This is a genomic window from Sphingomonas melonis, from assembly GCF_013409985.1.
Lineage (GTDB): Bacteria > Pseudomonadota > Alphaproteobacteria > Sphingomonadales > Sphingomonadaceae > Sphingomonas > Sphingomonas melonis_A.
In genome coordinates this window covers 326224-339424 of sequence record NZ_JACCBY010000001.1, presented here as the reverse complement: position 1 = coordinate 339424, position 13201 = coordinate 326224, and the positions used below count along the sequence as shown (strand labels likewise).

10 protein-coding genes are annotated in these 13201 nt (G+C 69.1%); 9 read left to right on the top strand and 1 reads right to left on the bottom strand.

Going from position 1 to position 13201, the window contains the following annotated elements; translation table 11 throughout:
• The first annotated feature begins 116 nt into the window (after positions 1-116).
• From HD841_RS01695 to clpS, 3 genes are all read left to right on the top strand, one after another.
• Entirely contained in the window at positions 117-1901 is a 1785-nt protein-coding gene (locus HD841_RS01695; protein WP_179507153.1) for a PHA/PHB synthase family protein, read from the top strand.
• An 89-nt stretch (positions 1902-1990) separates the two neighbouring features.
• Positions 1991-2659, top strand: coding sequence for a phasin family protein (locus HD841_RS01690; RefSeq protein ID WP_179507152.1), 669 nt, complete (start codon positions 1991-1993; stop codon positions 2657-2659).
• Between the two features lie 129 nt (positions 2660-2788).
• Positions 2789-3112, top strand: a complete 324-nt coding sequence (clpS, locus tag HD841_RS01685) for an ATP-dependent Clp protease adapter ClpS (protein ID WP_179508055.1) — start codon at positions 2789-2791, stop codon at positions 3110-3112.
• 58 nt (positions 3113-3170) lie between these two features.
• On the opposite strand, the gene HD841_RS01680 is transcribed toward clpS, so the two are convergent.
• Positions 3171-3917, bottom strand: a complete 747-nt coding sequence (locus HD841_RS01680) for a Crp/Fnr family transcriptional regulator (RefSeq protein WP_373562910.1) — start codon at positions 3915-3917, stop codon at positions 3171-3173.
• A 167-nt stretch (positions 3918-4084) separates the two neighbouring features.
• Between HD841_RS01680 and murA the strand changes: the two genes are divergently transcribed.
• The 6 genes from murA (at position 4085) to ftsH (ending at position 13176) form a co-directional block, all read left to right on the top strand.
• Positions 4085-5368 (top strand): UDP-N-acetylglucosamine 1-carboxyvinyltransferase, encoded by a 1284-nt coding sequence (murA, locus tag HD841_RS01675; protein WP_179507151.1) that lies wholly within the window; start codon positions 4085-4087, stop codon positions 5366-5368.
• A gap of 421 nt (positions 5369-5789) precedes the next feature.
• Positions 5790-8063 (top strand): phosphoenolpyruvate--protein phosphotransferase, encoded by a 2274-nt coding sequence (gene ptsP, locus HD841_RS01670; RefSeq protein ID WP_179507150.1) that lies wholly within the window; start codon positions 5790-5792, stop codon positions 8061-8063.
• A gap of 98 nt (positions 8064-8161) precedes the next feature.
• Entirely contained in the window at positions 8162-9139 is a 978-nt protein-coding gene (locus HD841_RS01665) for a helix-turn-helix domain-containing protein (protein ID WP_179507149.1), read from the top strand.
• A gap of 75 nt (positions 9140-9214) precedes the next feature.
• Entirely contained in the window at positions 9215-10153 is a 939-nt protein-coding gene (locus HD841_RS01660) for a tetratricopeptide repeat protein (RefSeq protein ID WP_179507148.1), read from the top strand.
• Entirely contained in the window at positions 10116-11147 is a 1032-nt protein-coding gene (gene tilS / locus HD841_RS01655) for a tRNA lysidine(34) synthetase TilS (protein WP_179507147.1), read from the top strand. The genes HD841_RS01660 and tilS overlap by 38 nt, the downstream gene beginning before the upstream one ends.
• Positions 11148-11202: 55 nt before the next feature.
• Positions 11203-13176, top strand: coding sequence for an ATP-dependent zinc metalloprotease FtsH (gene ftsH / locus HD841_RS01650; protein WP_179507146.1), 1974 nt, complete (start codon positions 11203-11205; stop codon positions 13174-13176).
• Positions 13177-13201 lie beyond the last annotated feature (25 nt).

Sequence of the window (13201 nt, the reverse complement as noted above, 5' to 3'; positions counted from 1 at the left end):
GCCGCGACGCTAGCGGCTTTCGCCCGGCCTGCAAACCGCGCGCGCGGCGACGGATGCGGATAGCCATTCCCTCGCGCGCCCGCGACGGGTACCATCGCGGCGGAGAAGAGGATGCCATGGCCGATCCGCACGACGACCAGAGCGCGCGCGCGCGCGCAACCTACCCCGCCGGCGCCGCCGCCGGCACGCCCGATCTTGCCGAGCTCCAGCATTGGACCTGGGTGATGGGGCGCGCACAGCAGATGATGATGGAGCAGGGCCTGGGGCTGATGGCCGCGGGCGGCGCGGCGCCCGCGGCCCCGCCCGCGCCGTTGCTCAATCCGGCGCTCCTGCGGCAGACGCAGGATTACTGGCGAGACAATCTCGCGCTGTGGCAGCGGTTCGTCGATCCCGCCGCCGCGGTGCCGCCACCGCCGCACTCCGAGGGCGATGCCCGCGACAAGCGCTTCAAGGCGGCGGCGTGGCGCGACGATCCCTGGTTCGACTGGATCCGCCGCAGCTACAATCTGATCGCCGACCATATGCTGCGCGGCGTCGATGCGCTCGACGGCGTGCCCGAGCGGCAGAAGGAGCAGCTGCGCTTCGCCGCGCGCGGGCTGGTCGAGGCGATGAGCCCGTCCAACTTCCCGCTGACCAATCCCGAGGTGGTCGAGAAGACGATCGCGACCAAGGGGCAGAATCTGCTCGACGGGCTCAAGAACATGCTCGCCGACATCCAGAAGGGCCAGCTCACCCATACGTCGGAGGGGGCGTTCGAGGTCGGCCGCAACCTGGCGACGACGCCGGGCAAGGTGGTCAAGCGCACGCCGCTGTACGAGTTGATCCAGTACACGCCGACCACCGAGCGCGTGCTGGCGACGCCGCTGGTGATCTTTCCGCCGTGGATCAACCGCTTCTACATCCTCGACCTGACCCCGGAGAAAAGCTTCATCCGCTGGGCGGTGGACCAGGGCATCACCGTGTTCATGGTGTCGTGGAAGTCGGCCGACGCGTCGATGAAGGACGTAATGTGGGACGATTACGTCACCGCACAGGTCGATGCGGTCGACACGATCCGCGCCGCGCTCGACGTGCCCGCGGTGCATACGATCGGCTATTGCGTCGCCGGCACGACGCTCGCCGCGACGCTGGCGCTGCTCGCCGCGCGCGGCGAGGCCGACAAGATCGCCAGCGCGACCTTCTTCACCGCGCAGGTCGATTTCGCCCGCGCCGGCGAGTTGCAGCATTTCGTCACCGACGAGCAGCTGGCGCTGATCGGCACGCTGTCGCCGCAGGGCTTCCTCGACGGCCGCTACATGGCCGCGACCTTCAACCTGCTGCGCGGGCGCGACCTGATCTGGAACTATGTTACCAACAATTACCTGCTGGGGGCGGACTATACGCCGTTCGACCTGCTCCACTGGAACGGCGACACCACCAACCTGCCGGCGAAATGGCATCTGTCCTACCTGACCGATCTGTATCGCGACAATCTGCTCGTCCAGCCCGGCGCGATGTCGGTGGCGGGCGAGGCGCTCGACCTCGGCCGGGTGACGACACCGGCCTATGTCCAGGCGGGGCGCGAGGATCATATCGCGCCGGCCGAGAGCGTCTGGCGAATCACCCATCTGCTGCGTGGGCCGCTCCGGTTCGTGCTCGCCGGCTCGGGCCATATCGCCGGCGTGGTCAATCCTCCCGCCGCCGGCAAATATCAATATTGGACCAACGATTCGACCGCGCAGACGCTGGAGGAATTCGTCGCCGGCGCGACCGAGACCAAGGGCAGCTGGTGGCCCGACTGGCTCGGCTGGCTGCGCGACCTGGCGGGTGACACCGTTCCCGCCGAGGGCGCCCGCCGGCCCGGCGAGGGACCGCTGGCGGCACTCGGCGAAGCGCCCGGGGACTATGTCTGCGCGCGGTAGCGCTATCATGCTGCACTGCACCAAAGTTGTTGAAGCGGCCCGGTAAATCGGCTATTGTGCGTTGCAGCATAATAGCTGGAGTAGGATCGATGGACGAGCCCGTCCCGAAGTCGCCGACCCCGCCCGCCAAGCGGCGCGCGGGTGCTGCGCGCGCCGATGAAGGTGCCGCGCTGACGCCGCTCCAGCGTTCCAAACCCAAGCCGACCGGCAGGAAGCCGGCACCGGTGCACGCCTCCGAGCCGGTGGCCGCACCTCTCCCCGTCGCGCCTGCCGAAATCGAAGCGGTCGCGCCGATTGTCCCACCCGCAGCGAAGGAAGCCACCATGGAAACGATCGAGAACGTCACCGCCACGACCCAGACCGCGTTCAACGACGCGACCGACCACGCCAAGGGCGCCGTCGACAAGAGCCAGAAGCTGCTCCAGGACGCCGCCGAATTCGGCAAGGGCAATATCGAGGCCCTCGTCGAATCGTCGAAGATCGCGGCGCGCGGTTTCGAGACGCTCGGCCAGGACGCGGCGGCCTATGCCAAGAAGTCGTTCGAAGAGGCGACCGCGATCGCCAAGACGCTGGCATCGGTCAAGTCGCCGACCGAATTCTTCAAGCTGCATTCGGATTACGTCCGCTCGTCGTTCGACGCGCTGGTCCAGCACAGCTCGCACAACGCCGAGACGGTGCTGAAGCTCGCCGGCGAGGTGGTGCAGCCGCTGTCGAACCGCGTCGCGCTCGCCGCCGAGAAGCTGAAGGTCGCGGCATAACCCGCCACGCCACGGGCGATGAGGGGGCGGCCGCAGCGATGCGGTCGCCCTTTTCCTGTCACAGGCCCTTGCTCCTCACGCCCGGCGTGCCATATTTCTGCGATCACCATGACAGTTGAAGCGATCACGATGGCCGAACGCCGCGACGATGGGACCGACGAAGGCACGGGCCTCGCCACCAAGACGCGCACGCGGACCAAGCAGCCGACGCCCTACCGCGTGTTGATGCTCAACGACGATTATACGCCGATGGAGTTCGTCGTGCTGTGCCTGCAGCGCTTCTTCCGGATGAATATGGAAGAGGCGACGCGGGTGATGCTCCACGTCCACCAGAAGGGCGTCGGGGTCTGCGGCGTCTTCTCCTACGAGGTCGCCGAGACCAAGGTCGGGCAGGTCATCGACTTCGCCCGCCAGAATCAGCATCCGCTGCAATGCACGCTGGAAAAGGCGTGACGGGATGAGGCGCTGAGCCCGCCCGGCCCGCGGTCCGGGGCGGGCGTTCGTGCCGGCATCAGCGCGCCGGCGGCAACCAGCTGAGATCGAGGCCGGCCGCGCGCGCCGTGTCGCGGGCGGTGTGATGCGCGGTGCGGATCAGCGCCGCCTCGTTGACGAAGGTCATGCGGCCGCCGTCACGCGCGATGAGCCCGTCGTCCTGCAACTGCCGCAGCATGCGGTTGACGTGCACCGCGGTCAGCCCGGTGGCGTCGCCGATCTCCTCCTGCGTCAGCCCGAGCTGGAAGGTGTCGCCGGAGGTGCCGTCGACGACCCGCAGCCGGTTGCGGATGTCGATCAGCAGCGCCGCGACGCGCGCCTTGGCCGAGGTGCGGCCGAGCCCGGCAAGCCGGTCGGTCAGCGCGACGCGTTCGATCTGATCGACCGCGATCAGCAGCGCGGCGAGGCGGGGATGATCGGCGGCGATCGCGCCGACCGCGGCCCGCTCGACCGGTGCGACCGCGCATTCGGTCAGCGCGATCACCGTCTCGGGCGAGTTGCGATAGACCAGCCCCGCCATCGCGACCATGTCGCCGCGGAACAGGAAGCGCAGGATCTGGCGGCTGCCGTCGGGCAGGATGACGTAGCTCATCATCGTGCCGCGTTTGACCACGAACAATTCGGGCGACTTGTCGTGTTCACGCAGCAGCACGACGCCGCGGCGCAGCGTCCGCTCGCGCTGTTCAAGGCTGTCGAGGGCCGCCTTTTCGTTCTCCGACAGGTCGATCAGTTCGCCGAGTCTCTCGGCGAGGCAACTGGTCGTCACGCTGTTGAATTCCCCCAATTAATTGAATTGAGTTACGCATGCCTCCGACGAAGGCGCATTAAAATCAATCAACAAGCAGGGTTAAAGTTTGTTAGAGTGATCGGTCTTACCCCCTCAACCGCCCATTCCCGTCTTGCGCGGGCGCGGCGTCGCGTTAGACGACGGGGATGGACCGTATCCTCATTCGCGGCGGCAACCGCCTGTCGGGCCGCCTTCGTATCTCGGGCGCCAAGAACGCCGCGCTGACGCTGATGCCCTGCGCCCTGCTCACCGACGAACCGCTGACGCTGCGCAACCTGCCGCGGCTCGCCGACGTCGACGGCTTCGGCCATCTGCTCAACCAATTGGGTGCCTCGACCCGCATCGAGGGAACGCGGCCGGAGGATTTCGGCCGGGTGATGACGATCCGCGCCGGCAAGCTCACCTCGACCGAAGCGCCCTATGACATCGTCCGCAAGATGCGCGCGTCGATCCTGGTGCTCGGCCCGGTGCTCGCCCGCGCCGGCGAGGCGACGGTGTCGCTGCCCGGCGGCTGCGCGATCGGCAACCGGCCGATCGACCTCCACCTCAAGGCGCTCGAGGCGATCGGCGCCGAGCTCGAGATGGCGGCGGGCTATGTCAAGGCGACCGCGCCGGGCGGACGGCTTGCCGGTGGCCGCTATCGCTTCCCGGTGGTCTCGGTCGGCGCGACCGAGAATGTCGTGATGGCCGCGGTGCTCGCCAAGGGCAGCAGCGTGATCGAGAATGCGGCGCGCGAGCCCGAGATCGTCGACCTGTGCAACTGCCTGGTTGCGATGGGCGCGCGCATCCAGGGGATCGGCACCGAGACGCTGGAGATCGAGGGCGTCGATCGCCTGCACGGCGCCACCTATGCGGTGATGCCCGACCGGATCGAGGCGGGCAGCTATGCCTGCGCGGCGGCGATCACCGGCGGCTCGCTCGACCTGCTCGGCGCCAATGCCGCCGACATGCAGGCGACGATCGACGCGCTGCGCGAGGCGGGCGTGACGGTGACCGAGACGCGCGACGGCGTGTCGGTCGAGGCGAATGCGCCGCTCGGCCCGATCACCCTATCGACCGCGCCCTATCCCGGCTTCGCCACCGACATGCAGGCGCAGTTCATGGCGATGCTGTGCAAGGCGTCGGGCGCCAGCGTGCTGACCGAGACGATCTTCGAGAACCGCTACATGCACGTGCCCGAGCTGGCGCGGATGGGCGCGGACATCCAGGTCCACGGCCGCACCGCGGTGGTGAAGGGCGTCGACAAGCTGGTCGGCGCGCCGGTGATGGCGACCGACCTGCGCGCCTCGATGAGCCTGATCCTCGCCGGCCTCGCCGCCGAGGGCGAGACGTCGGTCGCGCGGGTCTACCACCTCGACCGCGGCTACGAGCGGCTGGAAGAGAAGCTGTCCGCCGTCGGCGCCGACATCGAGCGCGCGAGCGACGGGTGAGGCCCAATTCCTCCCTCGCTTTAGGGGGGGGCCAGCGAAGCTGGTGGAGGGGGCGTCGCCGCAATCGACCGCGTTCGCCGTATCCTCCCCCTCCGTCAGACCTTCGGCCTGCCACCTCCCCCTGGCGGGGGAGGAATTGATATAAGTACCCCCCGGCCGCCATCGAACGCACCGGCGACTTGTGAGGCTCGGGGCCGGGCGCCGCGCGCCCCGTCACCCCGGACTCGTTCCGGGGGCCACCGGGCAGCAGGGGGCCGGTATCCCCTCAAGCCTTTCTCCTGGCCGCGGGGTGGACCCCGGAACAGGTCCGGGGTGACGGGGTATGCGGGGCATCGGTCGCGCATCGGGACATGCCGGCCAGACGCCACCCCCGACGAATGGTGCATGGCACCCTGCCCCGGCATCTGTTAGCCCTGCTGCCATGCCCACATCGGCCGCCGCATCCGCCCGCGAGATCCTGACCCGCCTTCACGACGTGATGGCGGGCCGCAACCCGGCGCAGGCCAAGCTCAACGCGGTGGTCGGCATCATCGCCGAGGCGATGGATAGCGAGGTCTGCTCGATCTATCTGCTGCGCGAGGGCGTGCTCGAACTGTTCGCGACGCGCGGGCTCGATCAGGCGGCGGTGCACGTCACCAAGCTCGCGCTGGGCGAGGGACTGGTCGGCTCGATCGCCGAGGATGTCGAGGTGCTCAACCTCGACGAGGCGGCGAGCCACCCCGATTTCGCCTACAAGCCCGAGACCGGCGAGGAACGCTATCACAGCTTCGCCGGCGTGCCGATCATCCGCCGCGAGCGCGCGGTCGGCGTGCTCGCCGTCCAGCACAGCGAGCAGCGCAAGTACCAGGACGTCGAGATCGAGGCGTTGCAGACCGTCGCGATGGTGCTGTCGGAGATGATCGCCAATGCCGGGCTGATCGACAGCGCGACGAGCGGCAGCGACCGGCCGCAGTCGACCGCGGCGGTGCGCCTGCCGGGGCAGAAGCTGGTCGAGGGCATGGCGTCGGGCCACGCCGTCTTCCACCAGCCGCGCATCGTCGTCGAACATACCGTCGCCGAGGATACCGACGCCGAGCGCCACCGCGTCTATGCCGCGTTCGACAAGATGCGCGAGCAGATCGACCGGATGACGCGCGAGGCGGAATTCGGCGTCGGCGGCGAGCATGAGGAGGTCCTGCAGACCTACAAGATGTTCGCCTATGACGAAGGCTGGGCGCGGCGGATCAACGAGGCGATCGATTCGGGCCTGACCGCCGAAGCCGCGATCGAGCGCGTCCAGCAGCGCACCCGCCAGCGCATGCGCCAGATCGACGATCCGCTGCTCGCCGACCGGATGCACGATCTGGAGGATCTCGCCAACCGGCTGCTGCGCATCGTCTCGGGCCAGATGGGCACCGCGGCGCAGATGGGGCTGCGGCAGGACACGATCCTGATCGCGCGCAATCTCGGTCCTGCCGAACTGCTCGAATATGACAAGCGCCGGCTGAAGGGCGTCATCCTGGAAGAAGGGTCGCTCACCGCGCATGTGACGATCGTCGCGCGCGCGATGGGCGTGCCGGTGCTAGGGCGCGTCCGCGACGTTCGCCGGCTGATCGCCGAGGGCGACCTGCTGCTGCTCGATTCGGTCGCCGGCAATGTCTTCGTCCGCCCGTCGGCGGCGATGGAGGAGGCGTTCGAAGCCAAGCTCGCGATGCGCCAGAAACGCAAGGCCGCCTTTGCCGCGCTGCGCGACGTGCCGCCGGTGACCCGCGACGGCCACCGCGTCACGCTGATGGTCAACGCCGGGCTGCGTGACGATGTCGCCGCGCTCGACGTCACCGGTGCCGACGGCATCGGCCTGTTCCGCACCGAATTCCAGTTCCTCGTCTCGGCAACGCTGCCGCAGCGCGAGCGCCAGCAGCGGCTCTACCGCGAGGTGCTCGACGCGGCGGGGGAGCGGCCGGTGATCTTCCGCACCGTCGATATCGGCGGCGACAAGGCCTTGCCCTATCTCAACAAGGAGGATGTCGACGAGGAGAATCCGGCGATGGGCTGGCGCGCGCTGCGGCTCGCGCTCGATCGCGACGGCCTGATGAAGGTGCAGGCGCGCGCGCTGATCGAGGCCGCGGCGGGCCGCACGCTCAACGTCATGTTCCCGATGGTGTCGGAGGCGTGGGAATTCGCCGAGGCCAAGGCCTTGTTCGAAGCGCAGCGGGTCTGGCTCGACGCGCGCGGCCGCCGGCCGCCGACGGCGATCCGCTACGGCGCGATGCTCGAAGTGCCCGCGCTCGCCGAGCAGCTCGACCTGTTGCTGCCCGATATCGACTTCCTGTCGGTCGGTACCAACGACCTCACGCAATTTTTATTTGCGGCCGATCGCGCCAACCCGCGGCTGGCCGAACGCTATGACTGGCTGAGCCCGTCGATCCTGCGCTTCCTGGCGCGGGTGATCGCGCCGTGCCGCGAGGCGGGCGTCGACCTTGGCGTGTGCGGCGAGATGGGCGGCCGGCCGGTCGAGGCGATGGCCTTGATCGGATTGGGAATTGATCGCCTGTCGATCACCCCGGCGGCGGTCGGGCCGATCAAGGCGATGGTCCGCAGCCTCGATCATGCCGCCGTACGGGGCTTCGTCGCCGAGCTGATCGCGCGGCCGCCGCGCGACATGCGCGGCGCGCTGACCGACTGGGCGCTGCGCAGCGGCGTTGATCTGGCCTGAAAGACTGTCGAACCGGGCCGCCCCTGCGTTGACTTGCAACAAGGCATCGGGGAATGTCATGCGCGTCAGCGATCCGCAGCCCTCCCTTGGAGACACGAATGGACGAGGTCGATCCCGGCCAGCCGAACCCGACCCCCGTTGCCCCGGCCCGTCCGGGTGAACGGTTGCGCCAAGCGCGGGAGATCAGGGGGCTGAGCCTGGCCGAAGTCGCTGCGCGGACCCGCGTGCCGCAACGCCATCTGGAAGCGCTCGAGACCGGCGACTACGGCCTGTTGCCGTCGCCGACCTATGCGATGGGCTTTTCCAAGGCCTATGCCCGTGCCGTCGACGCCGACGAGGTGTCGATCGCGCAGGAGGTGCGCCGCGAGCTCGACCGGCTCGGGCCGCGCCAGCCCGAATATGTCCCCTATGTCACCGCCGATCCGGCACGTGTGCCCTCGCGCGGCATCGCGGCGATCGGCATCGGCGTCGCGCTCGCGGTGCTGATCCTCGTCGCGCTCTGGTATGGCAGCAGCGTCTTCCAGCAGCATGCCGGCACCAAGACCGCCGCGAGCGACGACGTCACCACGCAGCAGGTCGCGCCGCAGCCGGCCGCCGCGCCCTCCCCGGCGATCCCGACCGGCGGGCAGGTGGTGCTGACCGCCACCGATACGGTGTGGCTGCGGGTCTATGACGCGGACAACAAGAAGCTGTTCGAGGGCACGATGAAGCCGGGCGACCGCTTCGAGGTGCCGGCCGCCGCCAAGGACCCGATGATCAACGTCGGTCGCCCCGACAAGCTGGCGGTGACGCTGAACGGCTCGGCGATCCCGCCGCTCGGCGACGGGTCGCGGCCGATCAAGGACGTCGCGGTGAGCGGCTCGGCGATCGCGCTGCGCCTCGCCGGCCAGCCCGCCGACGGTCAGCCCGGCGCCGGTCCGACCCCCGCGGGTCCGACCCCCGCGGGTCCGCCGACGCGCAGCACCAATGCGCGCCGCGACCCGGCAGCGCGGCGCAGCGACGCCGGCGCCACCGCCGGCGCCGACCGCATCGTGCCGCAAGAGTCGACGACGACAGGCAATTCTTTCGCGCCTTAAGGCTGGCGACAGGTGGCCGGATGCAGCTATGACGGCATGACGTTGACCCATGCCGCGCCGGGGGGTGCCAAGATTATGCGTACGATCATCTGGGCGCTCGCCGCCTCGTCTCTGATGCCGGTCGCCGCCGCGGCGCAGAGCAATGTCGAAGGCCGCGTCGGCAAGCTCGAGAGCGAGATGCGCGCGGTCCAGCGCAAGGTGTTCCCCGGCGGCGCCGGCCAGTATCTCCAGCCCGAGATCACCCGCCCCGATGCGCCGCAGCAGGCCGGCGGCACGCCGGCGACCAGCGCGGTCGCCGACCTGACCGGCCGCGTCACCGCGCTCGAGCAGCAGATGGCGTCGATGACCGACCAGATCGAGCAGACCGGCTTCAAGCTGCGCCAGCTCCAGGATCAGTTCGACGCCTACAAGCGCAGCAACGACGCGCAGCTCAAGTCGCTGGCGACGACGCCGGCGCTCGCCGCCACGCCCGCCTCGGCGCCGCTCGGCGGCAGCGACGATGCGGCATCGCGCCCCGGCGGCACGCCGGCGAAGACCACGCCCGTCTCGGCGGCGGCGGCCGGCGACACCGCCCCCTCCGCCGCCGCGGTGGCCGGCGCCAAGGTCGAAAAGCCCAATACCGGCGACACGCCCGAGGACGAATATCTCTACGGCTATCGGCTGTGGGCGGCGAAGCAATATCCGCAGGCCGAGGCGCAGCTCAAGAAGGTGGTGGCCGACTATCCCAAGCACCGCCGCGCCAGCTGGGCGCAGAACCTGCTCGGCCGCGCCTATCTCGACGAAGGCAAGCCGAGCCTCGCCTCGATGGCCTTCTACGACAATTACAAGAAGATGCCGGACGGCGAACGCGCCCCCGACAGCCTCTATTATCTCGCCCAGGCGCTGATGAAGCTCAACAAGCCGGCCGACGCATGCAAGGTCTATGGCGAATTGACCGACGTTTACGGCACCAAGATTTCTTCGAGCATGAAGGCCGATGTCCAGAAGGGCCGTACCGCCGCCAAGTGTAAGTGACCCCTTCGCCGTCGCGGCGGAGCGGTTCCATCACGACCTGAACCGCGCGCTCGGGGCCGAGCCGCGCGGACCGATCCTGCTTGCCGTATCGGGCGGCCCCGATTCGATGGCGATGCTGACGCTGGCCGCGGCGACCTTTCCCGGCCGCATCCAGGTGGCGACGGTCGATCACCGCCTGCGCCCCGCCGCGGCGGACGAGGCCATGATGGTGGCGAACCATTGCGCGCTGCTCCACGTGCCGCATGCGACGCTGCTGCCCGCCGAACCGATCACCGGCGCCAGCATCCAGGCGGCGGCGCGGCAGGTGCGCTACCAGTTGCTTGCCGACCAGGCACGGCGCATCGGCGCCGAGGCGATCGCCACCGCGCACCATGCCGACGATCAGGCCGAGACCTTCCTGATGCGCGCGGCGCGCGGCTCCGGGATCGCCGGGCTCGCCGGGGTGCGCCCGCGCGCGACGATCGACGATGCGACGGTGGTCCGGCCGCTGCTCGAATGGCGCCGTGCCGAATTGCGCGCGATCGTCCGCCGCGCCGAGGCGCCGTTCGTCGACGATCCCTCCAACACCGATCCGGCGCACGACCGCACCCGCTTCCGCCGCCTGCTCGACGACAATGAATGGCTCGGCACGCCGCAGCTTGCCCGTGCCGCCGCCGCTTTGGCCGAGGCGGACGGCGACGTGCGCGCGATCGTCGAGTGGCTGTGGTCGAGCCGCGCGGTGGTCGACGGTGCGACCGTGCGCATCGACATGGCCGGGCTGCCGCGCGAACTCGTCCGCCGACTCGCCCGCCGCGCGATCGGCCTGGTGGTCGAGGCCGCCGCGCTGACCGCGCCCAAGTGGAGCGACTCGGCGAATATCGAGGCGTTGCTCGACGCGCTCGGTTCCGGCCGGCGGGCGACGCAGGCGGGAGTGGTCGTCTCCCCGCACGGCGAGAGCTGGCGATTCCGCGCCGCACCGGCGCGTCGTTCACCCGGATCGGCCGAATCAGGCTGAGCGTTCCATTGCCATTAACCTCCATGCGCCTATCTTGTGCTGCGAAAGGTTCCCCATGAACGATAACGACAAGCAGCCCCAGAACGGCGATGGCGGCAACGGTGGCAACGGCGGCAACCCCTGGATGAAGAGCCTGCTCATCTGGGTCGGCATCCTGCTTGCGCTCGCGCTGTTCGTGACGATGTTCAACGGCCCCAATGCGGCCGGCGCCAGCAACACCGTCGCCTATTCGAAATTCCTCGACCAGGTCGATGAAGGCACCGTGAAGGATGTCGCGATCAGCCGCGACGTCATCACCGGCACCTATTCGAGCGGCGAGAAGTTCCGGACCTATCCGATCCAGGACCCGACGCTGGTGCCGCATCTGCGCCAGAAGAACGTGTCGATCTCGGCGAAGCCCGACGAGGGCACGTCGATGTGGATGCTGCTGCTCTACCAGTCGCTGCCGTTCCTGCTGTTCCTCGGCATCGCCTTCTTCGTCATCAAGCAGATGCAGAAGAACACCGGCGGCGGCGCTATGGGCTTCGGCAAGAGCCGCGCGCGGATGCTGACGCAGAAGGAGGGCAAGGTCACGTTCGACGATGTCGCCGGCATCGACGAGGCGCGTGCCGAGCTGACCGAGATCGTCGACTTCCTCAAGGACCCGACCAAGTTCGCGCGGCTGGGCGGCAAGATCCCCAAGGGGGCGCTGCTGGTCGGTTCGCCGGGCACCGGCAAGACGCTGCTCGCCCGCGCCATCGCGGGCGAGGCGGGCGTGCCGTTCTTCACCATCTCGGGTTCGGACTTCGTCGAGATGTTCGTCGGCGTCGGCGCCAGCCGCGTCCGCGATATGTTCGAACAGGCCAAGAAGAGCGCGCCGTGCATCGTCTTCATCGACGAGATTGACGCGGTCGGTCGGCATCGCGGCGCCGGCCTCGGCAACGGCAACGACGAGCGGGAGCAGACGCTCAACCAGCTGCTCGTCGAGATGGACGGGTTCGAGGCGAACGAGGGGATCATCATCGTCGCGGCGACCAACCGCCCCGACGTGCTCGACCCTGCGCTGCTGCGCCCCGGCCGCTTCGACCGTCAGGTCGTCGTGCCCCGCCCGGACATCGAGGGCCGCATCAAGATCCTCGAAGTGCATATGAAGAAGGTGCCGCTGGCCCCCGATGTCGATGCGCGGGTGATCGCGCGCGGCACGCCGGGCTTCTCGGGCGCCGATCTCGCCAACCTCGTCAACGAGGCGGCGCTGATGGGCGCGCGCAAGGGCAAGCGGCTGGTCGCGATGGCCGAGTTCGAGGAGGCCAAGGACAAGGTCATGATGGGCGCCGAGCGCCGCAGCATGGTGATGACCGAGGACGAGAAGCGCATGACCGCCTATCACGAGGCGGGCCATGCGATCGTCTCGATCCACGAACAGGCGAGCGACCCGATCCACAAGGCGACGATCATCCCGCGCGGCCGTGCGCTGGGCATGGTGATGCGCCTGCCCGAGCGCGACAGCTACAGCTACCATCGCGACAAGATGTACGCGAACCTCGCGGTGGCGATGGGCGGCCGCGTCGCCGAGGAGATCATCTTCGGCTACGACAAGGTCTCGAGCGGCGCGTCGGGCGACATCCAGTACGCCACCGGTCTGGCGCGCGACATGGTCACCAAATGGGGCATGTCGGACAAGGTCGGTCCGGTCGAATATGCCCAGCCGGAGGGCGAATCGTTCCTCGGCTATTCCTCGTCGCAGCCGGTGCGCATGTCGAATGCGACCGCGCAGCTGATCGACGACGAGATCAAGGGCATCGTCGAGGGCGGCCTCGCCCGCGCCAAGCAGCTCCTGACCGAGCATGTCGACCAGCTCCATCTGCTCGCCGGTGCGCTGCTCGAATATGAGACGCTGTCGGGCGACGAGATCAAGAAGCTGATCGCCGGCGAGGAGATCGGCCGCGTCGATTCGGGCCCGAAGCCGAGCGTGCCGCGTGCCGGCACCTCGATCCCCAAGACGCGCCGCCCCGGCGGCCCGTTCGGCAACCCCGCACCCGCGGGGGCATAAGGCCCCACGGCGGTTCAGCCCGCCG